Consider the following 26,408-nt stretch of genomic DNA (forward strand, 5'->3'; position numbering starts at 1 on the left):
AAGGGCAACGCCTACAGCTTTCAGTTGAGCCAACCGTGCCCGGATCGCGACTACTGCGTGCAGTACGACGAAGCCGACCTGCACTTCGTCCAGCGCCTGTGCGAGGAGGAAGGCATTCACTACCACTTCCAGCACAGCAAGAAAGGTCATCTGCTGGTGTTCGGCGATGACCAGACCGTGTTCCCGAACCTCGGCCAACCGACCGCGTATGTACAGGGCAGCGGCATGGTCGCCGAAGAGCCGGTGATCAAGAGCTTCCGGCTGCGTCTGGAAACACGCACTAGCCGCACCACCCGCCGCGACTACGACTTCGAAAAACCGCGCCTGCAAATGGAAGCCGCGTACAAACCGGACGGCGAGAGCACTGAACCGGATCTCGAAGACTACGACTACCCCGGCCGCTTCATCGACCGCGCGCGCGGCAAGTTCCTCAGCCAGCGCGCCCTCGAGCGCCACCGCGCCGACTACCGTCAGGCCGAAGGTCGCGGCGACCAGACCAGACTCGTCAGCGGCCACTTCATGGAAATGTCCGACCACCCGCGCAGCGAGTGGAACGACCTGTGGCTGCTCACCGAAATCTTCCACGAAGGCAAACAGCCGCAAGTCCTCGAAGAGTCGGTGACCAGCGACACCACCGACAACAAGGACGACTTCCACCAGGGCTACCGCAACACCTTCCTCGCCACCCCGTGGGACGTGTTCTACCGCCCGGCCCTGGAACACCCGAAACCCCGCGTGCTCGGCAGCCAGACCGCCATGGTCACCGGCCCCAAAGGCGAAGAAATCCACTGCGACCAGTACGGCCGCATCAAGGTGCAATTCCACTGGGACCGCGAAGGCCAGGCCGACGACAAGACCAGCTGCTGGCTGCGCGTCTCCAGCTCCTGGGCCGGCGACCGCTACGGCGCCATCAGCATCCCGCGCATCGGCATGGAAGTCCTCGTCACCTTCCTCGAAGGCGACCCCGACCAGCCACTGGTCACCGGCTGCCTGTACCACAAGGAAAACCCGGTGCCCTACGCCCTGCCGGCGAACAAAACCCGCAGCGTCTTCAAAACCCTCAGCTCCCCGGGCGGCGGTGGCTACAACGAACTGCGCATCGAAGACAAAAAAGGCGCCGAACAAATCTTCATCCATGCCCAGCGCGACTGGGATGAAAACGTTGAGCACGACCAGAAGATTCGCGTCGGGAATGAACGTCACGACACGGTGGTGAAGAACACTTATACCGAGCTGAAGGCTGAAGAACACCGCACCACGATTTCCGACCGCAAGATCGAAGCGCGGATGGACGACCACCTGACTATTGGTGAGAGCCAGCATGTGAAGCTGGGGACTGCGCAACTGACCAGTGCCGGGAAAGAGATACACATCAAGGCTGGGGACAAGATTGTCATTGAGGCGGGGACTGAGCTGACGATTCTCGGCGGCGGCAGTTTCATCAAGCTGGATGGCGGTGGTGTGACGGTGGTTGGGCCGGTGGTGAAGATTAATGCTGGCGGTTCGGCGGGTAGTGGCACCGGGATCGGGATTAAACCGCCGGTGTTGCCGGGGGCGGCGGATAAGGATAAGGCGGGGAGTTTGATGGATCAGGCGTTGTTGAATGCACCGCCTGAGAAGGTTAAGCCGAAGGCTTTTTTTGTGTTTTCTGAGTGATCAATGATTACGCTGAAGGATCTATATTATGAATAATCAGAATCAACTTATCTTTGCGTTAGTTATATCTGCGGTCGCATTTTTTTCGAATAGCGCAACTGCAGGTGGTACTGACATTGAGTCCTGCCCATCGAAGACATTCTCAAGTTTTTTAGCTGCTTATACGGAGAGCCCTGCCGTTCAGCGTGAATTTACTCACAATCCATTGAAGAAAATGATAACGGTAGACGCCGAACCAGAGCCAGAGCAGAAAGTGGTTTTAGTAGAAAGGCAAGATATAAACTTCCCTTTAGTTCCTAATGCAAGTAGAAGAGCATCGGAAGGAATTCAGATTGAGATTCTTGAAGAAGCCAAAAAGACTGCGAAAGTGAAAATTGAAAAGCCGGATACTGACTATCAGGTTTTATATATTTTTAAACTTGATCGCTGTTGGTTTTTGGAAGAAATTCAAGACTACTCGCTTTGACAAAATTTAAAAGGATGTTTTATGTCTTTCAGTGAAGTAATGCATCGTGTTCTGCCCCCAGTTAATGGCCATCAACCTCATATCACGGGAGTTTATGGCGAACAACGTGCGAACGGCCCTCACGGAGGAACTGATTTTAATTATGAAGGTGGCCAGAACGGCATCAATCTGCAGAATCCTAAAGTTTATGCACCAATCTCCGGTACAGTCACATTTACCGGTGGTAATTACGGTACGATAAAAATAAAAGACGCGGACGGTAACAGTCACGAAATTCTACACACCAGTAGCCATTCGGTAAGCCAAGGGATGACTGTTGCGGCAGGTGACGAAATCGGAACGATGGGAGGAAAAGGACCGAATGGTATAACTCAATATCCTCGCCATGTTCACTATCAAATGAAAAGTCCTAGTGGCAACCTGATAAGCCCTGAGGTTTGGTGGAGCCAACAGAGTGCTGCGACACCCGCGGCTGCTCCTGTCGCTGCCCAAGGGCCTGCGCCTTTGATGAATTTTCAGTACCCATTCAGACAAGCGGATGGGAAACAGTTTTCCGATGCAGAAGAGGTTTACAAAACTTTAGCGAACGAGCGGTCAGGGCATTATCTGCTGGGCAGCAATAAATTTTGGCATGGCGGCATTCATATCAGCGAAATATCTATACCACAATGTGTGTTGAATGAACCGATTCGCTGTGTCGCTGATGGTAAAGTAGTTGCTTATCGGCTAAATGAAGATTATTTGGAATCGACTTTTGGTGACGGCGAAAAAAAGCTCAAATATTCGAACTCATTTTGCCTTGTGCGCCATGAATATAAATCCGCACCCAATCCTGAGGAAGGGGTGAATAAGGGTAAACAAAACAAACTTAACTTTTACAGTCTATACATGCATTTGCTGCCTTATCAGGGATATCCTCTAACAACCCAAGAGAAGCCGACACCGAAAGTCACAATGAAGGTGGGAGATTTTAAGGCTTACGACGAGGCACCTGTATCAGCACAGACACCTTCACCAGGTAAAGTAGCAAGCGGTACGAAGCTGGAGATCATAGACCAGAAAGATATTGGGAACTTGACGTACGCCAAAGGAAAGATTCTATCTGGCAGTGTAAAGAGCGGGTCTCACAAAGTACGTGGCGTAGGGCGCGAAATCTGGTTTGCTTACATGAAAGACGGTGAACCATACAAGAACTCCAAAGGTAATCGTATCTGGTTAGGAGACGCTATTCCTGAGAGGGCTAGGCCTAATTATTGGCAGGGAAAAGTCAAAGCCCAAGCCACTAGACGCTTGCCGATCTTTCAGCCTCCAGCGGAACCTGTAAACGAAAAAGTCGCGGGTCCTCGTGTTGCTGGAAATTTAGAATTAGCCGTAAACAGTGTAATTGAATTTGACAGCACTATGGTTGTGAACCTAGTGGTCGGCAATGTGTTGCGCCGTATGGCTCCATGCACTTTGGTATCCGGAGGTGTATGGCAAGCGACTGGAAGCGCGCCCTCATCATTTTGGACAATCGTCGAGAATGATCCGTCTAGCCAGTTCGTCCGGTGGGATCTCACACCGACTAATTTCGACAACGTTATTAAAGTTGGTGCTGGCGTTAAGGCAGGCGACCCCGTTGGCTATTTAGGTTTAGTCGAGAATCTTGTTAGCGAACAAGGTGAAATAAGTGGAAGGCGGCAAGTCCATATTGAGATTTTCACAGATGAAGCTGATGTAAATAAGTTTCTTGAAAATTCTGCCGTTTTAAAGACTGGTAGGAAGTACTTGTGGTTGCCATCTAAGACTGTAGTGAAGAATAAAGCCCCTTCTCTAGAAAGTAAGGAGTTAAATAAGGATTGCGTGATAGATCTGAGCAAAGCGTCAGTCATAAAGGAGGGGGGCGAAGAGTATTATGAGGTGAAGTTGTTCGATGGAGATCAAGAAATTAACGGATTGGTAAAGAAAGCAGGAACGGAAGTAATTACACAGCATGATTGGGAAAAATTAGGTTTTCATATAGTTGAAGAGACTAATTCTGATGCTGACGGATTTCTTGACTCTGAAAATATGCCAAAATTTTTTAAAGAAATTTTTGCAAAGATAGATAAGAATCATGATGGGGAGGTTGATGCATCTGAGCTTGCTGACGCTTTGAGAGATCCTGCAATCAGAGATCAGTGGGCTAAGCTTGTCGCGCATCATCCGACGGAGTGGAAGTCAAAGTCAGATGCAGTGAAATGGGCCAAGCTAGATAAGCTTCTAGAGGGATTTCCAAAAACACTTAAGCATGAAAAAGAACGTATTGATAAGTATGTATTTTGGGATGAGCTTGTAAGTATACAAACTATGGCCTCGGACGTTGTTTGGCACTTCCATCCTATTGAATTCATATCTAATCATCTTCTTAAACCTGCCTTGGCTGGTTGGGCCCATAGTGCGTTTGGTAACTTATTGGCAAAAGTTGAGTCAAGTAATGACTATACCGCCTACAATCGAACTGTGGGTAATGAGGTTCAGCCATACTACAATACAAACTTGACGTCGCTGACCATAGCCGAGGTCCAGGCAAAACAAGAAAATAGTGAAATGTTTGCGACGGGAAGATATCAGATAGTTACTTCGACTTTGGCTGATGCAGTGGATAAGCTGAAGTTGGATACGTCGCAAAAATATGACGAAGCTATGCAAGATAAAATATTCGATCAGTACCTTATAAGGATCAAAAGGAAGGCAATTATTAACTACCTGGAAGGTAGCGGCGATGTTGAGGATGCAATCTATGCTTGGGCGAAAGAGTTTGCATCAGCAGGTGTGCGTCGAGGTAAAAGAATAAATCCTACATATCTTAAAGATTCTGCTGGTCACGCAATTCTTGATCCGGTAACTCATAAAAGGCAAATGATTGAACGAGTTGCGGAGGTCGAGGGGGTGTCTTATTATCAAGGTGATGGCCTGAATGTCGCTCATATTAAGCCTGATGAAATGGTTCGAGTTTTAGAGGAGTCAAAAAAGAATGCTAACTAAGATGTTGCCTAGGGTGCTCATGTTATTGTGCGCAGTCAGCTTTTCGGCGCTGGCTGAACCGCCTTTGTTTTCACAATATATGATCAAGGATGTGTATGGAGGAAGCGTTCATTCATTAGTTAATAAGGATACAGGTAGTCAATGGGATGGAATTAGGAAGGATGCAATAAAAGGATCTGTAAATTTTGCTGGTCATTACATTGTATATACTGGCGGATGTGGAGGCTCGTCAATCTGTGGGGAGGTTATAGATGCGAAAACTGGTGAAGTTATCAAGACCCTTCCAAATGCTTATAAGGGGGAGGATGAGGAAACAGGTAAGCCTTTTGATATTGAGTATCATGTAGATAGTAGTTTGATCGTTATAATGGGTGTCACTGAAAATAAAGAATTGGGGGTTGATGGTAATAAGGTCTCGCATAAGTATCGTACACGGTATTACGATTTTGATGGAAAGGAGTTTCATTTGATTATGAGCGAGGATGAGTAAGTTGTTTGTGTCAGCGGTTATATTGGTGTTGAAGCTTTAAAAAGCTAGCGGGATAGATTGTTTGTTGTGCTTAATTAAAATGGACAAATTTATTTGTTACGCTCAGTAAGTTAAAGTGGCGGATTTGTTTGTTCTATATGATCAGATGAAACGAATGTTTCCAGCATCTTCCAGAAAAGGTGACAGATTTATTTGTGGTGTTGCGCTCGGCGGCTTCGATTTTGGTGCGGTGTTTAAATAGATCAGTTTCGTATGTTTGGATTAAAACAGGTTCTAGTTTGCTGTTGGATTTTTGCGGACATCAAGGGATTATGAATTTTAGATTTATTCTTGTTGTGGCTTTTTCTCTGCTGTCTTCAGTTGTGAAAGCAGAAGGAACTATGATTGCGACCGTGCTTCAGGCAGATTTTTCCAAAGATCCAGAAATACAACTGCTCGTCAGGGTGATAGACATTGCAGCGGGGCCGGATTCGCCCTCTATGGCGCTTCGTAAGGAGTGTCTGGCGCGGGTGAAGTCGACCGACCGTCCCGGCCCGGACCCATGCTTTTCGATCGAAATAACCGAGAATAAAAAGCAACGGTCCATCGTTCGCCAAACGCTGCTGAATGATCCTCAGCGCTCAACCGATCCGATCTATCTGGAAATTGTCTACCAATCTGAAGTCAGTGCGAGCGATCCCACCAATCATTATGGGCGTTCTGCCTGGCTGAAAATTGAAGAGAACGGTTTCTACAATTGGAACAACGAAACCAAGCAGGCGTTGGCGGACGTTGTGTGGCCAACTGCGTCGAGTGGGGCGCTTGATCTGGTTGTGACGGATACGGATGCACTGCTCAACCTCGTTTACCGGGAGCGCATGGAACGGTTGGACGAAAATGCACGGAAAGGCCTGAGAGAAACCCAAAGGGCTTGGATAAAATTTCGCGATGCGGAGTGTCTGCCTGAGCCGAAATCGTCTAAATCGGTTTTCGGGGAATGGTCGAACTCCTGCTTGATTCGCGCGACGATAGAGCGAGCCCGTCAATTGGCTATGGCTCCGGACAAGAGCAAACAGTGAACTAAAGCATTTGATCAGCAGGTTTATGGAGTGGGTGAGTCTTGAAAGGATTTCCGCTGTTTTCAGCTTTGTGTTTTTCATGTTGTGCATTTTCAGGCAACGCACGAGAGCCGGTCGTCGATATATACAAAGCCGATGTCGATCAAGTTTCCGGAAAGCTGGTCCGTTATTACCAAACATTCGATAGCCCCTGCGTCAATATTCAGATTCTCAAGCCTGGGGGACAGGGGATTGCGAGCGACTCGATGGAGTTCTGCGACATTGAAGGCAAGAATTTTAACAACGGCTTCACCGATGTCTCATTGGATAGGGCCACGTTTTCCGACACCGAATTGCAGTTGACCTTCAAGCTGATGTCGTTGGTTGGAGTGAATGAAACTACCGAATTATGCAAATTCCGCGTTGATGGTGAACATCTCGCTGAACCTGAATGTACGGCGCAGTAAGGGTCGTGCATGTACATCGCTCAGCCACGCCATCGGAGAGTCAAAGTGAAAGTCGTTCCCCTGTTGTTCCTGGCGTTGACGTGGGCGTTGTCCGCAAGCGCAGCTCCAACCGGTGTCAGTACAAGCCATACAATGCCCACCGCTATGGTCGCTGCACTCACGAAGGAAAACCAAATGCCTGCCGAGAGTTTTCGCGCCATTGCAGATGGCGTGGTGAGCTGGAGCGGGGGAACGATGGCTGCCGTGGTGATTGAGGATCCGAATGGCATTTGCGCGATTTACAGGTATCAAGACGGCCGGTTGGATCTGCCTTTTGACGGCGTGCCCTGTAAGTTTCTGGGGCCACCCATGCTGATGTCGGATAGAAAAACTGCTTTGCCCGATGTCGTGTTCGCCGTCGAGTTGTTCGTCCCCAACCGGGGTGGGATGGCCAAGCACAAGGTCGCGTTTTATTACGATGCCGAGAAGAACGCTTATTGCGAGAGTCAGTCGCTTGCGAGTTGGTATCTGTCGGGAAATCGGGCGCTAGCTCCTGATCTTCAGGATGGGCAGTGTGTAGCGGGATCGGAATAGGCCCGGCCCCGAAAAACGTAAAGCGTTGCTCAGCACCTATTGGGAAATGAACATAGCCACGCAATGCGTCACTCGGTTCGCCAAACGCAAAGCTTGAATGACTCAAGGAAGAACACAGTGAAACGTTTTGTTTTTACCCTGCTGGCAATGCTGCTGCCTGTTACAGCGGTGTACGCGCAGGATGACTGCAGCCATGTCACCTCAAGCCTGGAAATGGTGCCCTGCTCGGAGGCGGCGAAGAAGGCTGCTGATACGCAGTTGAACCTCAGCTACAAGCAATTGATGGCGCGGCTTGAGTCTGATTATCGAGCGGATCCGGCATTGGGCGCGGAGTACGCGGCGAAGGTCAAAGAGTCGCAACGTGCGTGGTTGAAATTGCGCGATGCGAACTGCCCTTTGGAGGCATTCGAGATCGAGACGGGGATGCCGGCGCATGTGTTCGCGGTCAACTCGTGCATCGCCAGAATGAGCCGCGAGCGCTCGGCGTACCTGGACAAGATCGTCCCTGCTCTTGCATCCGACAAGAGCACTTCTACGGCGCCGGCCAACGGCGCTTGTCCTTCGGAGGAATTCCCTGCTTTCCTGACAGCGTTTTCCGCCAGCATTGAATCACAGCGCCGTCTCACTGCGATGACGGTCAAGTCGCTTGTGTTGAAGCCGGTTGCCGGCAAGGACCGTAGTACCTTTGAGCCTTCGACCTCGGGCGTCAGCGGAGCTTCCTTCACCTACCCGCTGATGGCTGCCGTCACACCCGGCAAGACACCTGGAGTCGAGATCGAAGAGGTCGATGACAGTCACGTCAACGTGGTCGATAAGCGGGCGGGCAACAGCAATGTAAAAATCTTCAATTTCTCTCGTCAGGCGTGCTGGGTGCTTGAAGGCGTTGAAGACTGGTCGATCAGCGAGAAGGATCTTGTCGCAACACGTAACCCCGGAATGAGCCGCGCTGAGAATTTCTGCGAACAGCGTGCTGAAGCTTTAGGAGGGTTAGGTTTTCTTGAGCAATACCCTCTGACTGTGGAATTGATTGAAGCGTCCCTGGAAAATTATGTCTGCGCAGCAGAGTCGGGTGATCCAGAGGCGAGCGAGTCAGCGGCAAGACTGAGCCTTTCGCAGATGGCGTCCCAGCTGGAAACCAGCAAGGTTGAGGCATTGTTCAAAGCCGCTTCAAAGACGCCGAGTGGTGCGTTGGGTTATGCCTCGTTTTTTTGTATGGGGAACTCCACCGATTACGATGGTCCTTGCCTCCACCCCAAGCAGGCAGAAGAGCAGGTCATTCGAGCAATCAACATGGGCTCCATAGAGGCGATGAGTTATCTGGCTTCTACCTTTGAGGGTGGCAAGTTGGGAACAAAGGATATGTCCCGAGCGTTAGCCTGTTATCAAATGGCGGCTGATAAAGGTCACCGGTTGAGCATCGACAACGTGGCGCGATTGAAGTCGCAAGGGCCAGAGCCGATCAAGGCGAGCCACTGCATTTGAAACTCGGAGCGCGGATGTGTCGCGATTCTTTGCCGTTAAATTCCAAGTGAGTGGAACTGTGCCTGACTTGTCGATTCCGGGTTTCGTGAGAGCTCCATATCTGCGGGTATTGCTGATTAGCGTTGCTGCGTTCGCGCAGGCCAGTCATGCAGCCGCAAGTGTTGTCTCGGTGGGCAATACGTCGAGTCAGTCGCAGATCGCGCAAGGACCTACCGAAGCTGCGGTCGACATGACACCTTGCCGGTTTTCAATGGCGCTGATTTGAACAGGTGCGCAGCATAGCTTTTGATTGAGCCTGCAATAACCGAATGGAGTTACAGCGTGAAAGGATGTTCAGTTCTACTCGGTGGCCTCTTGGCCATTGCCACATCCGTGGCTTTCACCGCACACGCGTTTGCGGCACCCCAAGTTTTCAAGGAAATTCCGGCAAGTCTGTTGGGGGATGGAACACGACAAAACGTGTTCGTTCTGGCGGGAGACGCGGACGAGGCATCCAATCGGTTGTTGATCGCGCCGGTTCAAGGGCGCAATGAGGACATATTGCTCGATACGTCCAAGGCTTTGCCTCTTACGAAGAGTCAGTACTCGTCTGATCTTCTGGATATTTTTAGCGTGCGGGTTTTCAACGGCCGGCCTGGAGCCATGACGGTTGTGGATCCACAAGAGGAAGAGATCCTGGTCAAACAGCGGTTCGTTGAGGCGGGGGACTACATTGCGCTGGTGACCAGCGAAGAAGACAACGCTGTTTTTAACTTCAATCTTTTGTTCACCTCCAATAACGGCTCAAAGCAGTTTGAGCTGAAGAAAGTGCTGCAAGTGGTCAATAACCACTACTGCGATCGCTCGCTTGTGAGCGTAGCGGAGCTGCCGATTGAGACGCTTGGCCCAACCACTTTGGCTTCATTCAACGGCCTCGAAGCGCTTAAAAAGTTGCGGGCTGCAAACGTGGGCAGCCCTCAGGGCGGTTATAAAAAACTGATGACAGTCGGTTCGGCTGACCTGCTGGATAAAGCGCTGGCGGCCTATCGAAAGGGCGACAGCAGCTCGTTCAAGGAAGTGATGAGTAATATGTTGATGGGAAATGACTCGCATGGCGCGTGCTCTCCGGAAAGTTATATCGTCGGAAAGTACTACTTCTCACAGCACCCTGGTTGGTCCAACGACGTCGGTTTTCTGCTGGGCGAGGCGGGTTACTACACGGAGTCTATCCAGTTACTGAATGCAGTGATTGCCCACAACCCGGAACGGACGGTGGCTTACCTGAATCTCGCAGATAGCTATTGGGCCATGAACGATAAAGAGCGAGCAGTGCCGGCGTACAAGCAATATGCATCGCGTATGTCGGAAGCAGGAAAGGCTTCGAAGATTCCCGCTCGGGTTGCTGAGCGCAGTGCCGGAGTATCGGGATCATGATCAAACTCAAGGCGTTCTTTGGGCTGGTCGCAGGTGCTTCTTTGACTGCTTTGCTGGTTCCTGCGCATGCCAAGGAAGCCTGCAATCCCGACAGCCTTTCCAATCCCGATTTGATCATTTGCGGTCAGCAGACTTTCGAGAAAGTCGATGCAGTGTTGAATGAGCAATACAAGAAAGCGCTGGCCAGTTTGGCGCCCGCCGACAAGAAGCAACTGACCGATGTGCAAAAGAAGTGGGTGCGCTTCAAAGAGGCGAATTGCGAGGATATCTATCAGTCGGCCTTGCCCGGTGCAGAGGCGCCCATCGAAAAGCTTGGGTGCCTGGTGCAAACAACCAATGCCCGGTTGGGGGAATTGGTTGCTCTGCAGACTGGGTTACCCCTGGACGGTTTTTATAAAGCTGCATCGGCCATGGCGGGGCAGGATCGAGAAAAAGGTCTGACGGCTTCCATGGAGCGATTGGGGGGTGACAACTTCGACGATCCGTTGTGGCGGCAGTACGTCGATGGGCACTGCGAAATGAGTGAACGTGTGCTCCGGGAAGACATCGCTAACTGCGCAGTGCGAATGCGTTTTCAGTTACCTCTGAATCGTTGAAGGAATGATCAGATTGAAGTTAATGCGAGTTTTATCTGCTGCACTGTTTGTTCTCTTTCCTATGGCGGCGCACAGTGAGGTCTCGACGGAAATTTATTGCTTCCGTTCGCAAGAGAGCGCCAAAAGCATCAATTTCGAACTCAGAACTTATTACGACTCCTTCTCCAAATGGAGCGGAGCGGCTGTCAGGTACAGCAAGTCGAAGAAGGCCATTTCTCTGGTGTATCGGAATACCGAGCAAGAAATACTGGCAGAGGATCGTCCGTATCAGTTCACGACGACTTGGGTTGAGGTTTCGGAGGGCGCGCTGACGGGGGAGTATGAAATGGTGAGTCAGGGTGCCCGGGTCTATGGAATGACCTATACGAACTACAAAACCGGGAAGAAGTACTCCTTCGAACACGATTTCAGTATGGATTTCTCACCGGAGACGGGCTGTCAGTGGTGAGGAATTGGAAAGTTGGAAAAGGGGACTCAACGTCCCCTTTTTTTCCGTCCGTAATTCAGCTACGGCTTGGTCTGATACTCCCGAAACTCAATGTGATCGAGCGTGCCTTCCACCATCAACCGCACGCCATCCGCCATTCTGCTCAGGCCCAGTGCCATCGAGCGGCGGGGGCCGTCGAGGTCGTCGGCCAGATTGGCGGCGATGGCGCTGATGGACAGGAGGTCTTCGGAGGCGTTGGCCATGAGGGCTTCGGCATCGGCGTTGGGGCAGAGCGCGAACAGGCCGCCGAGGCGTTTGGGGCGTGGGGCGGTGGGTTTGAAATGGTGGTCGAGGGCGCGTTCGGCGGCTTCATGGAGTTTCTTCGAGTCTGGGAATTCGTAGGGGGAAACTTCTTCGTCAGTGAGGGTTGGGTCGATCATCGGTGTAAATCCTTTTGAGTTGGAAAGATTTGCCCCGGTTTTCGGACTTGCACATCCGGTCACCGATTTTGCGGTGACGGAAAGAGGTTATCGATGAACCCCAAGCACGCCTAGTTCATGGACAGCACCGCAGTTTGAAGGACATTTCCCAAGGATTTGCGGGGTAGAGGAACAAGAAGCCACAGCCTTCGGCAGCTCCTACAGGAATGTGTTTCTTCAGGTGTAGGACGGGGGGGGTGTGATGCGGAGCGTCACGGGATGCATTCCCACGCGGAGCGTGGGAATGATCAAGGCTAGGGGCTGGAAATCGTGACTTGGTAGTCATCTGGCAGGAAAAGTCCAGCATCGTCTTCTATCAGTCCAACATAGTGGCGAATCCATCCGAATCCCTTACACTTCCCCAGCCGTTCATTTTCCTTTTGAGGCTGTGCGCATGAAATTTCGTTTTCTTCTGTGGATGCTGGGTCTGTTGATGGGTAAGGCCAGTCGGACAAATCCTGCGTTCCAGCAGCAGTTGGGTGACAAGGATCTGGTGTTTCAGCTACAGACTCTGGACGGGAAAGTGGCGCGGCATTTCGTGGTGAAGGACCAGCGCATTACCAGCAAGTCCGGGGTGGTGGCGGAGCCGGCGTTTGCGATTGCCTTCAAAGACGCGGCGTTCGGGTTTGCCACGATGCAGGCGAAGAACAAGCAGCTGGCGTTCATGCAGGGGATTCAGGACAAGTCGATCCAGCTCAAGGGCAATCCGGCACTGGTGATGTGGTTTCAGGGGTTAATGAAGTATTTGAAGCCGCGGAAGGCCAAGCCGAAGGCATAGGTCTTTCAGGTAGCTTGCCGGCACGGTTCAGGCTCTTCAGCTGTCCGGCTCAGGAGGCTTGGCGTCCAGTGGCTGGCCCCGGTATGTCTTGTAGATCTGCTGGACTTTCGGGTTGTCCAGCTTCTCGTAAGTGATGTCTTCCTTGTCCAGGCCATCCAGGCCTCGGATGCCACTGATGGTCTCTGGCCATTCGTCACGACTGCATATATCGATTACGAACGGGTTGAGGTAGTTATCGAGATGCCTTTCGCGCGGCTCTCGGATCTCGTCGCTGAGGGCCCGCAGGTAGTCGTCTTTGTTTGTTCTTGACCAGTCGATGGCGAATCCGGCTCGATAACAGAGTTCCATGAAGACCAATAGAATCGCGCGGCCATTGCCGTCCAGGAAGGGGTGTGCGAAAGCCAGTTGGCCCATCACTCCACCGGGATGGTCTCTGAAGCGTTTCTTGTCTGCTGCGAGCTTGAGCGCATAGTCGACAGACATTTTGATGGAGTCCGGGCGCTCGAAGACGGTGCTGCGAGGGTCGTCGAGAGAGCCCTTGAAGACTGCGAGGTGGGGGACAAGCTCGTTCCGGTCTTTTCCTGCCCAGTGATAAAAGCCTGAGAACAGGATCTCGTGAACGTTGAGTACAGTCTGGTAATCGATTGGCTTTTTCTTGGCCAGATAGGCAAGCGCTTCTTCGATACTCAATTCGAACGAAAGATGCTCTGACTCTTTTACTTCAACGGGATCTTTCAGTTGCAGCGAGTTTTGAAGATATCCAGCCGTTTCGAAGTCGCCGAACGGATCAAAAGTCATGCGCTACGTTTCTGTGCACGCCTTTCCTGAAGATAGCGCCCTTGGATCGCCAGGATTTCAGATTTGCTCAGAACGCCTTTTCTCTTGAGATTGACGAGCAACTGTTCGATGCCATCCAGCTCGACGACATCGCCAGCCAAACGAGTAATCCCCACGGCCATACGACTCATGCCGTCACGTCTGGCCGTAACCTTGTTGTCTTTGGCTAGCTTGCGGACTTCGCTTGCAACGCTGACAGCATCTGTTTGGGTCATCGGAAATTCCTCTGTTTGCCGTCAAATCATAGCAGCGCGCTTGTTTGCTGTCGTTGCTGGCAAAGTGACCGAAATCGGTGGAACCAGGGCCATATTTTCAATCAAAAAAGGCCCTGGTTGGCGTTCCGAAGATAGCTTTAAGCCTGGCTGAACTGCGAAGCCAGTTCACGCAGCAACACTTCCGCCTCCAGCACTTTGCTGACCACATCATTGGCCTTTTCGCGAGTCAAACCAACGCGTTCCAGCAGCGCATCCGGGATGTCTTCATCCGGGCCGGAGCCGATCCCGCGACCGCGCAGCAGGCGCACGGCCAGGCAGACGAGGTTCGGGTATTCGGCGTAGGCGCCGTCGTAGTTCGGGTCGTGCTGGAAGCGCAGGGCGGTGGCCAGTTCGTCCGGCATGTCCCAATAGCGCATCAGCCAGGAGCCGATCTGTTCGCGGCTGATGCCCAGCAGGTGTTGCTCGACATAGCTGTGGCACAGGTGCGGGTTGACCTCCAGGTGGCGGCAGATCAGCGAGAAGTGCGGCGGGAACACGTGGGCCAGCAGCAGGTAGCCGAAGTTGTGCAGCAGGCCGGCGAGGTAGGTCAGGCCGGCTTCCGGGCGCTGGGCGCGCGGCATGGCGCGGGTCAGGCCTTCGATGACGGCGGCGGTGTAGATCGACTGCTGCCAGTACGGCGTGGTGTGTTGCGGATGATCCTTGGGCAGGCTCAGGGTCTTGCCGAGGGCCAGGCCCAGCGCCAGGTTGATCACCAGATCGAAGCCCAGCACGCGCACGATCGCGTCCTCCACCGAACGGATCTTGCCCGGCGAGGCGTAGTACGGCGACGCCGCCCAGCTCACCACTTGCGCAGCCAGCGCCGGGTCGGTTTCGACCACGCCGGTGATGTCGTCGATGGTGGCGTTCGGGTCGACGCGCAGCTTGATGATTTTTTGTGCGGTTTCGGCCAGCGGCGGAATCTCGATGGTCGCTTCCAGACGCTGCTGGATGCGCCGCGCGGTGAACGCCTGCACGGCCTGGGTGATTTCCTCGCGGTCATCGTCCGGGCGGTCGAGGTTCGGGCGGATGCTGCTCAGGGCTTCGCCGAAGTTGGCGGCGCTGGCCTTGGTGAGCATGGTCTTGAAGTCTTCGCTGGCGATTTCCAGCAGCAGGCCCGGCTCGCCGGAGTTGATCAGCAACTTCGGCTCGCGCAGCAGGCTTTCTTCGTAGAGGCACGGCGAGCTGGTCAGCGCCGGCAGGCCCGGCAGCAGGCTCAGGCTGTGTTTGCCGAGCATCTTTTCCAGGCGCTCGGTGGATACGGCGGTCAGGCGACGGCCCGTCAGCTCGGCGAGGCGGTTGAGATCCAGCAACTGGCTCTGTGGAAACAGCACCATCAGCGCACCGACCGCGTCATCCAGCAACACGGCCTGCACTTTGCGCGAGGCGTTGAGGCCGTGGTGGTCGAGCACTTCTTCGTAGGCGACGCCCAGCTTGTTGAGCAGCAGCCGAATAACAGACGGAGCGTGCGGGGATTCGGGGGCGAGAGCAGCTTCGGTCATGGTCTGTATCCGTTTTTGAAACAATTGCTGGAGTATAACCAGCTTGGTTGGAACGAGCTTTGAGAAACTGCGACGGTGCTCACACTTGGCCGTATTGCTGCCCGTGTCGCAGCCATCGGTCGAGCAACGGGCTGACGTGGGTGGGCCAGCGTTCGAGCAATGCCTGGGCGGCATCGCGCACGGCGGGCAACAGATCGGCGTCGCGCATAAGGTCGGCGACCTTGAATTGCAGCAGGCCGGTCTGGCGGGTGCCAAGCATTTCGCCGGGACCGCGCAGTTCGAGGTCTTTTTCGGCGATGACGAAACCGTCGTTGGTCTCGCGCATGATGCCCAGGCGCTGGCGACCGATCTGTGACAGCGGCGGATGGTAGAGCAGCACGCAATGGCTGACCGCGCTGCCCCGGCCGACGCGGCCGCGCAACTGGTGCAGTTGCGCCAGACCGAGGCGCTCGGGGTTTTCGATGATCATCAGGCTGGCGTTGGGTACGTCCACGCCGACTTCGATCACGGTGGTGGCGACCAGCAGTTGCAGGTTGCCGGCCTTGAATTCGGCCATGACGGCGGCTTTCTCGGCAGGTTTCATGCGGCCGTGGATCAGTCCGACCTTCAACTCGCCGAGGGCGGCGGTGAGGTCTTCGAAAGTGGTTTCGGCGGCCTGACAGGTCAGCTCTTCGGACTCTTCGATCAGCGTACACACCCAATAGGCCTGACGACCTTCGGCGCAGGCGCTGCGCACCCGTTCGATGACTTCGACGCGGCGGGTGTCGGTGACCAGCACGGTGTTGACCGGAGTTCGACCGGGCGGCAGTTCGTCGAGGATCGAGGTGTCGAGGTCGGCGTAGGCGCTCATCGCCAGCGTCCGCGGAATCGGTGTGGCGGTCATGATCAGTTGATGCGGGCACATGCGCCCGCCGACGCCTTTTTGCCGCAGCGCCAGACGTTGCTGCACGCCGAAGCGATGTTGTTCGTCGATGATCACCAGCGCGAGATTCTTGAACTGCACCTCGTCCTGGAACAGCGCGTGGGTGCCGACCACCATCGGCGTGCCGCTGGCGATCTGTTCCAGCGCGGCGACGCGGTTCTTGCCCTTGAGCTTGCCGGCCAGCCACGCCACGTCGATGCCCAGCGGTTCGAGCCAGCGCTTGAAGGTGATGAAGTGTTGCTCGGCGAGGATCTCGGTCGGCGCCATCAGTGCGACCTGATAACCCGCCTCCAGCGCTTGCAGCGCGGCGAGGGCGGCGACCACGGTTTTGCCCGCGCCGACGTCGCCCTGAATCAGCCTCAGCATCGGTTCGTGCTGACTGAGGTCGTAGGCGATTTCGTTGCCGACTCGCTGCTGAGCGCCGGTCGGGTTGAAGCCGAGGTTGGCCAGGTATTTCGGCGGCAGTTTGGTGGCTTTCGGCATCGCCGGCGCGCGCAGGGAGCGCATGCTTTCGCGCAGGCGCTGCTGCGATAACTGGTGAGTCAGCAGCTCTTCGAAGGCCAGACGATGCTGGGCCCAGTGATGGCCGAGGGCGAGTTCGTCGACGTCGGCATCGGCGGGCGGGTTATGCAGGTAGCGGATCGCGTCGGCCAGCGGCGCCAATTGGTAGTCGCGGGCCAGTTCGGTCGGCAGCCAGTCGGGCAGGGTGGCCGGCTTGAGCAGGGTCAGGGTCTGCATGCACAACTGGCGCAGGCGCGCCTGGGTCAGGCCTTCTGTCAGCGGGTAGACCGGGGTCAGGGTTTCATCTACCGGTGGCGGCTCGTCGCCGTTGATGGCGCGGTACTCCGGATGGTAGATCTCCAGCCCCGAGGCGCCGGGCCGGGCTTCGCCGTAGCAGCGAATCCGCGTGCCGCGCTTGAGACCTTCTTTCTGCGCATTGCTGAAGTGGTAGAAGCGCAGGCTCAAGCCGCCGGTGCCGTCCTGCAAGCGCACGACGAGGCTGCGACGTCGGCCCATGACCACGTCGGCGCCGCTGACGGTGCCCTCGACCACGGCGTCCTGGCCCGGACGCAACGCGCCGATCGGTACTACGCGGGTGCGATCCTGATAACGCAGCGGCAGGTGGAACAGCACGTCCTGGAGGTTTTCCAGACCGACCTTGGCCAGTTTCTCGGCCATGGCTTCACCGACACCCTTGAGTGCGGTGACCGACACCTGCGACAGCTCAGTCATGACGCTGGCTTAACCGGCCGTGACCGGCGCGGCAGGTTTGGCGACCGAGCACAGGCGAATGGAGTCGGCGAGGATCTCGATGGCTTTCGGCCGTGGGAAACTGGCGCGCCAAGCGATGGCCACCGTGCGGAACGGCACTGGTGCCGACAACGGACGCACTTCGATCACGCCCGGGGCGTAGTGATGGCTGTCGACCGCCGACAGCGGCAGGATCGAAATGCCCAGACCGGACGCGACCATGTGGCGGATGGTCTCCAGCGAGCTGGATTCGACCGTGGTGTGCTTGGCGCCGTCGTTGCCCTTGGTCAGGGTCGGGCAGGCTTCCAGCACTTGATCGCGGAAGCAGTGGCCTTCGCCGAGCAGCAGCAGGCTCTTGTCGTTGAGCAGGGCGGCGTCGATGGATTCTTTCTGGGTCCACGGGTGCTGGGCCGGCATCAGGACGTAGAACGGCTCGTCGTAGAGTTGCAGGGTCAGCACGTCGGCTTCGTTGAACGGCAGGGCGATGATGATCGCGTCCAGCTCGCCGTTGCGCAGTTTGTCGCGCAGCACGTGGGTGAAGTTTTCTTCGATGTACAACGGCATCTGCGGGGCGACCCGGTGCAGTTGCGGAATCAGGTGCGGGAACAGGTACGGGCCGACGGTGTAGATCGCGCCGACTTTCAGCGGGGCGGTCAGCTGGTTCTTGCCGGCCTGGGCCAGTTCGCGGATGCCTTGGGCCTGCTCCAGCACCTTCTGCGCCTGGGCGACGATGCCTTCGCCGACCGGGGTCAGGCGCACGGCGCTTTTGCTGCGCTCGAAAATCAGCACACCGAGTTCGTCTTCAAGCTTTTTCACGCCCACCGACAGGGTCGGCTGGCTGACGTGGCAACGCTCGGCCGCGTGGCCGAAATGCTGCTCTTGGGCGAGGGTAACGATGTAGCGTAATTCTGTGAGGGTCATAGCAAGCGTCCATGAAGATGCGGGCCAAGCATACCGGCTGCAATCGATAGACGCACGTTATCAGACTGAGTGATGAATGCGACACCGGGCAATGCCGGTTTGCCGTGGATGGATAAGCAAAAGGCACCTTTCGGTGCCTTTTTGGCTGGATCAGGACGAGCTCCGCGAGTGCGGATCAGCGGCGGCGTTCCAGCGAGTACACGAACGGCGCAACGATTTCGATCGCGCCATTGGTCAGCATGTCGGCCGGTGGCTTGGGCAGCGGTTGGGCGCGGCGGATCATTTCCAGGGTGGCCCGGTCCAGATCGGCGTTGCCGGAGCGGCCCACCAGTTCGAACGACAGCACGTTGCCTTCGCCATCGACCACAAAACGCAACCGGTTCAAGCCTTCCTTGCCCCGCGCCTGAGCGCTGGCCGGGTACTTCTTGTACTTGGCCAGATGCGCGAGCAGGGTGCCTTGCCAGCTGGCCTTGGCGGCCATTTGTGCAGGCGACGGGCCCGGTGCAGGCTGGGCGGATTTCTCCGTCGGGGCCTGAGTCGGCTGGGTATCGGCCGGCTTTTCTTCGGACGGTTTCTCCTTCGGCGGATCGGGCAGTTTCTTCTCGATCGGCTTCGGCGGTTTTGGTTTCGGCTTGGGTTTCGGTTTCTGCACCGCGATCTCGGCTTTCGGCGCTTCGGCCAGTTTCGGGATCGGCAGTTCTTCGACCGGAGCCGGTGGCTGTGGTGGCGTGACGACTTTCGGCGGTGCGGGCGGTGGCGGGGCCGGAACCGGTGCCAGCTCGACCATCATTGCCTGCGGCGGCAATTCGATGGGCGGGCGGGCGGTCCAGTTCAGCGCCAGCGCGATGGCCAGCGCGTGAACACCCAGCACCACGGCCAGGCTACCGCTGTAACGCGTCAGCTTATGGCGCGTCGTGATCATTTCTTGACCGCGCTCTCGAGTCCGACCAGACCGACCTTCAGGTAACCGGCGGCGCGCAGGTTATCCATCACGCTCATCAGGTCGCCGTAATCCACGCCTTTGTCAGCCTGGAAGAAGATCGTCGTGTCTTTCTTGCCCTGGGTCTTGGCGTCGAGTGCGGCGCCGAGGGTTTCGGCTTTCACTTCGTCTTCGCCCAGGAACAGGCGCTGGTCAGCCTTCACGCTGAGGAACACCGGTTTCTCCGGCCGCGGTGCCGGTTTGGCGGTCGAGGCAGGCAGGTCAACCTTGATGTCCACGGTGGCCAGCGGCGCGGCCACCATGAAGATGATCAACAGCACCAGCATCACGTCGATGAACGGCGTGACGTTGATTTCGTGGTTCTCGGCCAGATCGTCGTCTGCGCCTTCTTTCAAATGCAGGCCCATGGCCGATTACCCCACTTTCACCATGTGCGGTTGCGAGCTGTTGCGCTCAGGCTGGTGGTCGAGGTCGCGGCTGACCAGCAGCAGTACCTGAGCCGACGCATCGGACACCTGAGCCTTGTAACCGGCGATGGAGCGGGCGAAGACGTTGTAGATGACCACGGCAGGAATCGCGGCAACCAGACCCAGTGCGGTAGCCAGCAGCGCTTCAGCGATACCCGGTGCTACGACGGCAAGGTTGGTGGTCTGGGTTTTGGCGATGCCGATGAAGCTGTTCATGATGCCCCACACGGTACCGAACAGACCGACGAACGGTGCGGTGGAACCGATGGTGGCGAGGACGCCGGTGCCGCTGCTCATGTTGCGGCCACAGGCGGCAACCAGGCGCTCGAGGCGGAAGCTGACGCGTTCCTTGATGCCTTCTTTCTCGCGGGCGTTGGTCGACAGGCGCATTTCTTCCAGCGCGTCGTGAACCAGCAGGTTGGCGAGGGTGCCTTCCTTCGCGGCGGTGGCGCTGGCTTCCTTGAGGGTGGCGGCTTTTTTCAGGGCGGCGATCTCGCCACGCAGGCGGCGTTTGGCGCCCATCAGCTCGAAGCCCTTGGCGATCCAGATGGTCCAGGTGATGATCGAGGCGATGGCCAGACCGATCATCACGGCTTTAACGATCACGTCGGCGTTCTGGTACATGCCCCATGGCGACAGGTCGTGGGCCATGCCCAGGGTGTTGTCGGCTTCGAGGACTTCCGGCGCGTCGGCGGCGCTGGCCTCTACGGCCTGCACCGGGTCGGTTGCGGCAGGTGCGGCGGCCGGAGCGCTTTGCTCGGTGGCGGCTGGCGCGGCGGGTGCCTGGGCGTCAGCGAATGCGGCGACCGGCGCCAGCATCAGGCTGAGCAGCAGGGCAGCCACGGCGCTCCAGGCGCGAGGTCGGTTGGTTGGCGAAGCGGAGTTTTGAATGCGTGTCATGCTGGCCGGACCTGAGATAGAAAAACGGTAATGCTCTTCCAGGCCTCGTGAGGCCGAGAACAAAAGTGGCGTGCATTATTGCAAGTAATTCTTGTTAACAGAAGTAATAGAGTTGCTTTTTTTCCTTCATTGCTAGCCGCTCGTCCCTTGCCGAGGCTAGTCTGTCGCTTTCCGATGGGAGATTTTTGATGTCCGCGCCTTCTGTTTTGATCGCCGGTTGCGGTGATGTCGGCAGCCGTCTGGCCACGCAATTGCTGGCTGCCGGCTTCCAGGTTTATGGCCTGCGCCGTGATATTTCACGTTTGCCGGACGGCGTTATCGGTGTGGCCGGTGACTTGTTCAATGAGGATTGCCCCGAGACCTGGCCGGTGGGTGCTATCGATTATCTGGTGTATAGCGCGGCGGCCACCGATCACGATGAGGCCGGTTATCGCGCGGCGTATGTGCAGGGTTTGCAGCATGTGCTGGGTTGGCTGAACGATTACGGTCAGGAGCCTGAGCGGCTGCTGTTCGTTTCCAGCAGCAGTGTTTATGGCCAGCAGAACGGCGAATGGGTTGATGAAAAATCCGAAACCGTCGCTGCGGGTTATTCCGGTCGGGTGATGCTGGAGGCCGAGCAGGTTGCGCTCAACAGCGGCATACCGGCGAGTATCGTGCGCCTGACGGGTATTTATGGCCCCGGTCGTGAGTGGCTGCTGACCCAGGTGCGTCGGGGTTATCGCGTGGCGGTCGATCCACCGTTGTATGGCAATCGCATCCATGCCGATGACGCGGCGGGGTTGATGGCGTTTCTGCTGGAAGCAGCTCGCAAAGGCGGGGCGCTGGATGACATCTATATCGGCGTGGACGACGCGCCAGCGCCGCTGGCCGAAGTGGTCGCGTGGCTGCGTGAGTATCTGGGTGTCACCGAATGGTCGGAAGATGAGAGCGTGCGTCGCACCGGCAGCAAGCGTTGCAGCAATGCCCTGGCGAAGGCGCTGGGTTGGGTGCCGAAGTATCCGAGTTATCGCGAGGGGTATGCCGCGATTCTTGAGGGGCGCTGCTGATCTTCAGGCGTAAAAAAGGCGGGAGCAAATGGTTGCTCCCGCCTATTTTGTCTCAAGCGCCGATCACTGCTTCTCGAGCAACCACTTGCGCTCACCCGGGGTGAACTGCGGTTGTTCGTCCGCCAGCGCGGTGTTCACGGCCTGCAGGATTTCCAGTTCTTTGCCCTTGCGCACAAAGATCCAGTTGTTGCCCTGGCCGTTCTGCTGCAGCCACATGCTGTCGTTGCCGCTGCTCATCGACGCGCAATCGCCGGCGAGGCACAGCGCATAGCGGTCGGCACCCGGCAGGCCGGAGACTTGCCCGTCAGCCTGGAATTGCACGGTGGCGCCTTCGCCCTGGCCGCTGGTGATCGTCCAGTTGCCGCCCAGATAAGCGGAATACAGCGCGCGTTCGAAGCTGGCGCCGATCGGTGCGCCTTCCGGCACCGGAATCTGTGCGCGGTCGAAGACCTGTTCCGGTTCGTTTTCGTTGGCAGCTTGTTGCAGTTGGCCGCCGTCACGTTTCAGCTCGCTGGCGGAGCTGCCATAGAAATCGACTTTCCAGGCGCCGGACTGTTCGCCGAGCAAGCGACCTTCGACGTTTTCGAAACCGTTGGTGTAGCGGGCCTGATTGGCCTTGGTGTTGACGTCCCACTCCAGGTTCGGGCCGTAAGCCTGAAGCGCTTCGCGCAGGGGGCCGCCCTTGGCAGCGGCATCGATGGCGACCTGATTGATCCAGGTGCCGCTGATGTCACGGTCGGCAGGGTTGCTGGCGCAACCGCCGAGGAAAATGGCGAGCAGCGAGAGAGCAAGCGCTTTGCGCATGGTGGAATCCTTTCAAAACCTTTTCTTTACCGCAGAGCAGTCGGCGCGGCGTCTGAGGCCGCGCCGTGCGCATTACTCGATGACCAGAATGGCATCCATTTCAACCTGCGAACCCTTTGGCAGGGCTGCCACGCCGATGGCGGCGCGCGCCGGGTACGGCTGGTCGAAGTACTTGCCCATGATCTCGTTGACCTTGGCGAAGTGGCTCAGGTCGGTGAGGAAGATGTTCAGCTTGACGATGTCCTTGAACGAACCGCCGGCGGCTTCGGCCACGGCTTTCAGGTTCTCGAACACCTGGACGGTCTGGGCTTCGAAGCCTTCGACCAGTTCCATGGTTTTTGGATCGAGGGGAATCTGACCCGACATGTAAACGGTGTTACCGGCCTTGATCGCCTGAGAGTAAGTACCGATGGCGGCCGGGGCCTTGTCGCTGGTGATAACGGTTTTGGTCATGAATGACTCCTTGTAATGGGGTGGTTATGCACGCATGCGGGTGATGCGGATCACCCCGGTCAGGGCGCGCAGTTTCTTGATCACGCGGGCCAGGTGCACACGGTCGTGGACGCTGACCACCAGTTGGACGACGCTGATGCGACCATCGCGTTCGTCCATGCTGATTTTCTCGATATTGCCGTCGGCTGCGTTGACGCTGCTGGCCAGCAGGGCGATCAGGCCGCGCTGGTGTTCCAGCTCGACGCGCAGTTCGACGTTGAATTCGCCGGTGACATCCTTGGCCCACGAGAGCTGGATGCATTTTTCCGGGTTATGGCGGATTTCGCTGATGTTGCGGCAGTTGTCCAGGTGCACGACCATGCCTTTGCCCGCCGACAGGTGACCGACAATCGGGTCGCCCGGGATCGGCGTACAACATTTGGCGTAGCTGAGGACCAGGCCTTCGGTGCCGCGAATCGCCAGCGGGCCTTCCGGGCTTGGCAGTTGTTCGCCTTCGCCGAGCAGGCGGCGCGCCACGACATAGGCCATGCGGTTGCCCAAGCCGATGTCTTCGAGCAGGTCTTCGATCAGCTCGAGGCGGTACTCGGTGAGCATCGCCTTTACGCGTTCGGCCGGAATCTGTTCCAGCGCACTGTCGAAGCCGTTGAGCACCTTGTTCAGCAGGCGTTCGCCGAGGCTGATGGATTCGGAGCGGCGTTGCAGTTTCAGCGCATGGCGGATGTGCGTGCGCGCCTTGCCGGTGACCACGAAGTTGAGCCACGCCGGGTTCGGCCGTGCGCCGGGGGCGCTGACGATCTCGACCGTGGAGCCGCTTTGCAGCGGTTCGGACAGCGGCGCGAGACGGCGGTTGATCCGGCAGGCGATGCAGCTGTTGCCGACGTCGGTGTGTACCGCGTAGGCAAAGTCGACCGCCGTGGAGCCTTTGGGCAGCTCCATGATCCGGCCTTTGGGCGTGAACACGTAGACCTCGTCCGGGAACAGGTCGATCTTCACGCTCTCGATGAATTCCAGCGAGTTGCCGGCACGTTGCTGCATCTCCAGCACGCCCTTGACCCACTGGCGGGCGCGGGCATGGGTGCCTTTCGGCTGCTCGTCGCCGCTGGATTTGTACAGCCAATGGGCGGCGATGCCGTTGTTGGCCATCTCTTCCATTTCGCGGGTGCGGATCTGGATCTCGATCGGTACGCCGTGCATGCCGAACAGCGTGGTGTGCAGCGACTGATAGCCGTTGGCCTTGGGGATCGCGATGTAATCCTTGAAGCGCCCTGGCAACGGTTTGTACAAATTATGTACAGCACCCAGCACGCGGTAGCAGGTATCGACCTTGTCGACGATGATCCGGAACGCATAGACGTCCATGATCTCGTTGAAGGCCCGACGCTTGCCGCGCATTTTCTTGTAGATGCCGTAGAGGTGTTTCTGACGACCGCTGACTTCACCCTGGATGCCGTCGATGGCGAGGCAGTGGCCAAGGGATTCTTCGATCTTGTTGACGATTTCCTTGCGGTTGCCCCGGGCGCGCTTGACCGCCTGGTAGATCCGCGCGGAACGCATCGGGTGCATCGCCTTGAAGCCGAGGTCTTCGAATTCGATGCGGATCGCGTGCATGCCCAATCGGTTGGCGATGGGTGCGTAGATCTCGAGGGTTTCCTTGGCGATGCGTCGGCGTTTTTCGCCGGACAGCACTTCCAGCGTGCGCATGTTGTGCAGGCGGTCGGCGAGCTTGACCAGAATCACGCGAATGTCGCGCGCCATGGCCATGGCCATCTTCTGGAAGTTTTCAGCCTGGGCTTCGGCCTTGGTCTCGAAGTTCATCTGGGTCAGTTTGCTGACCCCGTCGACCAGTTCGGCCACGGTTTCACCGAACTGCGCTTGCAGCGCTTCCTTGGCAATACCGGTGTCTTCGATCACGTCATGCAGCATCGCGGCCATCAGGCTCTGATGGTCCATGTGCATGTCGGCAAGAATATTCGCCACGGCAAGAGGATGCGTGACGTACGCCTCGCCGCTGCGGCGGCGTTGGCCGTCGTGGGCTTGTTCGGCGTAGAAATACGCTCGGCGGACCAGGTTGACCTGGTCATTGCCGAGGTAGGTCGATAAGCGATCGGCGAGGGCGTCTATGCTCGGCATGATGTCTCCTGCCGTAGGCTGTGATCCCGCGCCGTGCTACGTCGACCAGGCATAGGCTTAGACGGCCTCGTTGGACTCGTCCTCGAACGCAGCGAAGACAGGGTCTTCGTGGACGATTTCCTGCTCGGCGATGAACTCGTAGCTCATCAGGCCTTCAGCGATTTCACGCAGCGCAACTACGGTCGGTTTGTCGTTTTCCCACTGAACCAGGGGCTCTTTGCCGCCGGTGGCCAGTTGACGGGCACGCTTGGTAGAGAGCATGACCAGCTCAAAGCGGTTTTCCACGTGTTCTAGGCAGTCTTCAACGGTTACGCGGGCCATGGTATTCCTCGGAGCGAATGCAATATGCGCGCTGCCCGGTTGGGCGAGCGGACTCAACAGTTTAAAAAATCACCAGCGATTAGGGAAGCGCTGATTTTTTGACCAGACTCTTCAACGCGCTGCAAGTGCCAATGTAAAGCCCTTGCGGCGGTTTTGGGAAGTGCTGTTTCAGCCCAGCAATTCCGCCAGCAATTTGCCGAAACGCACTTGTTGGCGTTTCTGTTGCAGCTGATTGGCGCGGAAAATCGCTTTCAGATCGTCCAGCGCGTGGGCGAAATCGTCGTTGATGATCAGGTAGTCGTATTCGACGTAGTGGCTCATCTCGCTGACGGCTTCGCGCATCCGGCCGTCGATGATCTCGTCGCTGTCCTGGCCACGGTTGGTCAGGCGCTGGTGCAGGGCCTGCAACGATGGCGGCAGAATGAAGATCGAGCGGGCCTGCGGCATCAGCTTGCGCACTTGCTCGGCGCCTTGCCAGTCGATTTCCAGAATCAGGTCGTGGCCTTCGTCCAGGGTCTGCTGCAGACGGCTTTGCGAGGTGCCGTAGAAGTTGCCGAAGACTTCGGCGCGTTCCAGGAAGTCGCCGTGCTCGCCCATCTTCACGAACTCTTCGCGGGTCACGAAGTGATAGTTCACGCCGTCCACTTCGCCCGGGCGCATGGCGCGGGTGGTGTGGGAAATCGAGACGCGGATTTCCGGGTTGGCGTCGGTCAGGGCCTTGACCAGACTGCTCTTGCCCGCGCCCGAAGGGGCGGAAATGATGTACAGGGTGCCGGTGCTGTGGGTCATGTCG

27 protein-coding genes are annotated in these 26,408 nt (G+C 56.7%); 13 read left to right on the forward strand and 14 right to left on the reverse strand.

Annotated elements, in window-relative coordinates; genetic code table 11:
• The 11 genes from tssI to M5G18_RS20795 form a co-directional block, all read left to right on the forward strand.
• Positions 1–1,656, forward strand: a 1,656-nt coding sequence (gene tssI / locus M5G18_RS20745) for a type VI secretion system tip protein TssI/VgrG (protein WP_273896026.1), incomplete at its 5' end; no start/stop codon positions are given.
• 28 nt (positions 1,657–1,684) lie between these two features.
• Positions 1,685–2,122 (forward strand): hypothetical protein, encoded by a 438-nt coding sequence (locus M5G18_RS20750; protein WP_273896027.1) that lies wholly within the window; start codon positions 1,685–1,687, stop codon positions 2,120–2,122.
• A 21-nt stretch (positions 2,123–2,143) separates the two neighbouring features.
• Complete coding sequence (locus M5G18_RS20755) at positions 2,144–5,128, forward strand: peptidoglycan DD-metalloendopeptidase family protein (protein ID WP_273896028.1); 2,985 nt, start codon at positions 2,144–2,146, stop codon at positions 5,126–5,128.
• Positions 5,118–5,618 (forward strand): hypothetical protein, encoded by a 501-nt coding sequence (locus M5G18_RS20760; RefSeq protein ID WP_248740391.1) that lies wholly within the window; start codon positions 5,118–5,120, stop codon positions 5,616–5,618. Before M5G18_RS20755 ends, M5G18_RS20760 begins: the two co-directional genes overlap by 11 nt.
• A gap of 179 nt (positions 5,619–5,797) precedes the next feature.
• Positions 5,798–6,676 (forward strand): lysozyme inhibitor LprI family protein, encoded by an 879-nt coding sequence (locus M5G18_RS20765; RefSeq protein WP_273896029.1) that lies wholly within the window; start codon positions 5,798–5,800, stop codon positions 6,674–6,676.
• Positions 6,677–6,717: 41 nt separating this feature from the next.
• The gene (locus M5G18_RS20770; RefSeq protein ID WP_273896030.1) at positions 6,718–7,122 is read left to right on the forward strand and encodes a hypothetical protein; all 405 of its coding nucleotides are present in this window, start codon (positions 6,718–6,720) and stop codon (positions 7,120–7,122) included.
• A gap of 174 nt (positions 7,123–7,296) precedes the next feature.
• A complete protein-coding gene (locus M5G18_RS20775; RefSeq protein WP_273896031.1) occupies positions 7,297–7,695 on the forward strand; it encodes a hypothetical protein in 399 nt (132 codons plus the stop codon).
• Positions 7,696–7,812: 117 nt separating this feature from the next.
• A complete protein-coding gene (locus M5G18_RS20780; protein ID WP_273896032.1) occupies positions 7,813–9,177 on the forward strand; it encodes a lysozyme inhibitor LprI family protein in 1,365 nt (454 codons plus the stop codon).
• A 354-nt stretch (positions 9,178–9,531) separates the two neighbouring features.
• On the forward strand, positions 9,532–10,590 hold the full coding sequence (locus M5G18_RS20785; protein ID WP_273896033.1) for a tetratricopeptide repeat protein: 1,059 nt from the start codon (positions 9,532–9,534) through the stop codon (positions 10,588–10,590).
• Positions 10,587–11,186 (forward strand): lysozyme inhibitor LprI family protein, encoded by a 600-nt coding sequence (locus M5G18_RS20790; RefSeq protein ID WP_273896034.1) that lies wholly within the window; start codon positions 10,587–10,589, stop codon positions 11,184–11,186. The genes M5G18_RS20785 and M5G18_RS20790 overlap by 4 nt, the downstream gene beginning before the upstream one ends.
• A gap of 22 nt (positions 11,187–11,208) precedes the next feature.
• Entirely contained in the window at positions 11,209–11,634 is a 426-nt protein-coding gene (locus M5G18_RS20795; protein WP_248740414.1) for a hypothetical protein, read from the forward strand.
• 59 nt (positions 11,635–11,693) lie between these two features.
• Here M5G18_RS20795 and M5G18_RS20800 read toward each other — a convergent pair whose 3' ends face one another.
• Positions 11,694–12,053: a DUF6124 family protein gene (locus tag M5G18_RS20800; RefSeq protein ID WP_273896035.1), complete on the reverse strand. Its 360-nt coding sequence runs from the start codon at positions 12,051–12,053 to the stop codon at positions 11,694–11,696.
• Between the two features lie 433 nt (positions 12,054–12,486).
• Between M5G18_RS20800 and M5G18_RS20805 the strand changes: the two genes are divergently transcribed.
• A complete protein-coding gene (locus M5G18_RS20805) occupies positions 12,487–12,870 on the forward strand; it encodes an SCP2 sterol-binding domain-containing protein (RefSeq protein WP_096817262.1) in 384 nt (127 codons plus the stop codon).
• Between the two features lie 36 nt (positions 12,871–12,906).
• Here M5G18_RS20805 and M5G18_RS20810 read toward each other — a convergent pair whose 3' ends face one another.
• From M5G18_RS20810 to exbB, 8 genes are all read right to left on the reverse strand, one after another.
• Positions 12,907–13,668, reverse strand: coding sequence for a Fic/DOC family protein (locus M5G18_RS20810; RefSeq protein WP_273896038.1), 762 nt, complete (start codon positions 13,666–13,668; stop codon positions 12,907–12,909).
• Complete coding sequence (locus M5G18_RS20815) at positions 13,665–13,922, reverse strand: hypothetical protein (RefSeq protein WP_273896039.1); 258 nt, start codon at positions 13,920–13,922, stop codon at positions 13,665–13,667. Before M5G18_RS20815 ends, M5G18_RS20810 begins: the two co-directional genes overlap by 4 nt.
• Positions 13,923–14,059: 137 nt before the next feature.
• Positions 14,060–15,460, reverse strand: coding sequence for an aminoacyl-tRNA deacylase and HDOD domain-containing protein (locus M5G18_RS20820; protein ID WP_273896040.1), 1,401 nt, complete (start codon positions 15,458–15,460; stop codon positions 14,060–14,062).
• 79 nt (positions 15,461–15,539) lie between these two features.
• Positions 15,540–17,615: an ATP-dependent DNA helicase RecG gene (gene recG, locus M5G18_RS20825; protein ID WP_192562856.1), complete on the reverse strand. Its 2,076-nt coding sequence runs from the start codon at positions 17,613–17,615 to the stop codon at positions 15,540–15,542.
• 9 nt (positions 17,616–17,624) lie between these two features.
• Positions 17,625–18,554 (reverse strand): hydrogen peroxide-inducible genes activator, encoded by a 930-nt coding sequence (locus M5G18_RS20830; RefSeq protein ID WP_007954418.1) that lies wholly within the window; start codon positions 18,552–18,554, stop codon positions 17,625–17,627.
• 175 nt (positions 18,555–18,729) lie between these two features.
• Positions 18,730–19,476 carry a TonB family protein gene (locus tag M5G18_RS20835; protein ID WP_007954422.1) on the reverse strand — a complete coding sequence of 249 codons (747 nt, stop codon included), beginning with the start codon at positions 19,474–19,476 and terminating at the stop codon, positions 18,730–18,732.
• Positions 19,473–19,901 (reverse strand): TonB system transport protein ExbD, encoded by a 429-nt coding sequence (exbD, locus tag M5G18_RS20840; protein WP_007954431.1) that lies wholly within the window; start codon positions 19,899–19,901, stop codon positions 19,473–19,475. Before exbD ends, M5G18_RS20835 begins: the two co-directional genes overlap by 4 nt.
• 6 nt (positions 19,902–19,907) lie before the next feature.
• Entirely contained in the window at positions 19,908–20,861 is a 954-nt protein-coding gene (gene exbB, locus M5G18_RS20845) for a tonB-system energizer ExbB (protein ID WP_007954433.1), read from the reverse strand.
• A 188-nt stretch (positions 20,862–21,049) separates the two neighbouring features.
• On the opposite strand from exbB, the gene M5G18_RS20850 reads away from it, so the two are divergent.
• Entirely contained in the window at positions 21,050–21,907 is an 858-nt protein-coding gene (locus M5G18_RS20850; RefSeq protein WP_273896048.1) for an SDR family oxidoreductase, read from the forward strand.
• A gap of 63 nt (positions 21,908–21,970) precedes the next feature.
• Here the strand turns inward: M5G18_RS20850 and M5G18_RS20855 are convergent, their stop codons facing one another.
• The 5 genes from M5G18_RS20855 to gmk form a co-directional block, all read right to left on the reverse strand.
• On the reverse strand, positions 21,971–22,711 hold the full coding sequence (locus M5G18_RS20855; protein WP_273896049.1) for a putative periplasmic lipoprotein: 741 nt from the start codon (positions 22,709–22,711) through the stop codon (positions 21,971–21,973).
• 72 nt (positions 22,712–22,783) lie between these two features.
• Complete coding sequence (locus tag M5G18_RS20860; protein ID WP_003229509.1) at positions 22,784–23,164, reverse strand: RidA family protein; 381 nt, start codon at positions 23,162–23,164, stop codon at positions 22,784–22,786.
• A 24-nt stretch (positions 23,165–23,188) separates the two neighbouring features.
• The gene (spoT, locus tag M5G18_RS20865) at positions 23,189–25,294 is read right to left on the reverse strand and encodes a bifunctional GTP diphosphokinase/guanosine-3',5'-bis pyrophosphate 3'-pyrophosphohydrolase (protein WP_007954439.1); all 2,106 of its coding nucleotides are present in this window, start codon (positions 25,292–25,294) and stop codon (positions 23,189–23,191) included.
• 57 nt (positions 25,295–25,351) lie between these two features.
• Positions 25,352–25,615, reverse strand: a complete 264-nt coding sequence (rpoZ, locus tag M5G18_RS20870) for a DNA-directed RNA polymerase subunit omega (protein WP_003229503.1) — start codon at positions 25,613–25,615, stop codon at positions 25,352–25,354.
• A gap of 168 nt (positions 25,616–25,783) precedes the next feature.
• Positions 25,784–26,404 (reverse strand): guanylate kinase, encoded by a 621-nt coding sequence (gmk, locus tag M5G18_RS20875; protein WP_003229498.1) that lies wholly within the window; start codon positions 26,402–26,404, stop codon positions 25,784–25,786.
• Between the last annotated feature and the right edge of the window lie 4 nt (positions 26,405–26,408).

Origin of the sequence: Pseudomonas aphyarum, assembly GCF_028657055.1 — a bacterium.
In the GTDB taxonomy this organism is placed as follows: domain Bacteria; phylum Pseudomonadota; class Gammaproteobacteria; order Pseudomonadales; family Pseudomonadaceae; genus Aquipseudomonas; species Aquipseudomonas aphyarum.

What these genes read in the sequence shown, in the direction of transcription:
- M5G18_RS20750 (WP_273896027.1), top strand. Translation starts at nt 1,685, where the DNA reads ATGAATAATCAGAATCAACTTATCTTTGCGTTAGTTATATCTGCGGTC.
- M5G18_RS20755 (WP_273896028.1), top strand. Translation starts at nt 2,144, where the DNA reads ATGTCTTTCAGTGAAGTAATGCATCGTGTTCTGCCCCCAGTTAATGGC.
- M5G18_RS20760 (WP_248740391.1), top strand. Translation starts at nt 5,118, where the DNA reads ATGCTAACTAAGATGTTGCCTAGGGTGCTCATGTTATTGTGCGCAGTC.
- M5G18_RS20775 (WP_273896031.1), top strand. Translation starts at nt 7,297, where the DNA reads ATGCCTGCCGAGAGTTTTCGCGCCATTGCAGATGGCGTGGTGAGCTGG.
- M5G18_RS20790 (WP_273896034.1), top strand. Translation starts at nt 10,587, where the DNA reads ATGATCAAACTCAAGGCGTTCTTTGGGCTGGTCGCAGGTGCTTCTTTG.
- M5G18_RS20795 (WP_248740414.1), top strand. Translation starts at nt 11,209, where the DNA reads ATGCGAGTTTTATCTGCTGCACTGTTTGTTCTCTTTCCTATGGCGGCG.
- M5G18_RS20800 (WP_273896035.1), bottom strand. Translation starts at nt 12,053, where the DNA reads ATGATCGACCCAACCCTCACTGACGAAGAAGTTTCCCCCTACGAATTC.
- M5G18_RS20805 (WP_096817262.1), top strand. Translation starts at nt 12,487, where the DNA reads ATGAAATTTCGTTTTCTTCTGTGGATGCTGGGTCTGTTGATGGGTAAG.
- M5G18_RS20810 (WP_273896038.1), bottom strand. Translation starts at nt 13,668, where the DNA reads ATGACTTTTGATCCGTTCGGCGACTTCGAAACGGCTGGATATCTTCAA.
- M5G18_RS20815 (WP_273896039.1), bottom strand. Translation starts at nt 13,922, where the DNA reads ATGACCCAAACAGATGCTGTCAGCGTTGCAAGCGAAGTCCGCAAGCTA.
- M5G18_RS20820 (WP_273896040.1), bottom strand. Translation starts at nt 15,460, where the DNA reads ATGACCGAAGCTGCTCTCGCCCCCGAATCCCCGCACGCTCCGTCTGTT.
- recG (WP_192562856.1), bottom strand. Translation starts at nt 17,615, where the DNA reads ATGACTGAGCTGTCGCAGGTGTCGGTCACCGCACTCAAGGGTGTCGGT.
- M5G18_RS20830 (WP_007954418.1), bottom strand. Translation starts at nt 18,554, where the DNA reads ATGACCCTCACAGAATTACGCTACATCGTTACCCTCGCCCAAGAGCAG.
- M5G18_RS20835 (WP_007954422.1), bottom strand. Translation starts at nt 19,476, where the DNA reads ATGATCACGACGCGCCATAAGCTGACGCGTTACAGCGGTAGCCTGGCC.
- exbD (WP_007954431.1), bottom strand. Translation starts at nt 19,901, where the DNA reads ATGGGCCTGCATTTGAAAGAAGGCGCAGACGACGATCTGGCCGAGAAC.
- exbB (WP_007954433.1), bottom strand. Translation starts at nt 20,861, where the DNA reads ATGACACGCATTCAAAACTCCGCTTCGCCAACCAACCGACCTCGCGCC.
- M5G18_RS20850 (WP_273896048.1), top strand. Translation starts at nt 21,050, where the DNA reads ATGTCCGCGCCTTCTGTTTTGATCGCCGGTTGCGGTGATGTCGGCAGC.
- M5G18_RS20855 (WP_273896049.1), bottom strand. Translation starts at nt 22,711, where the DNA reads ATGCGCAAAGCGCTTGCTCTCTCGCTGCTCGCCATTTTCCTCGGCGGT.
- M5G18_RS20860 (WP_003229509.1), bottom strand. Translation starts at nt 23,164, where the DNA reads ATGACCAAAACCGTTATCACCAGCGACAAGGCCCCGGCCGCCATCGGT.
- spoT (WP_007954439.1), bottom strand. Translation starts at nt 25,294, where the DNA reads ATGCCGAGCATAGACGCCCTCGCCGATCGCTTATCGACCTACCTCGGC.
- rpoZ (WP_003229503.1), bottom strand. Translation starts at nt 25,615, where the DNA reads ATGGCCCGCGTAACCGTTGAAGACTGCCTAGAACACGTGGAAAACCGC.
- gmk (WP_003229498.1), bottom strand. Translation starts at nt 26,404, where the DNA reads ATGACCCACAGCACCGGCACCCTGTACATCATTTCCGCCCCTTCGGGC.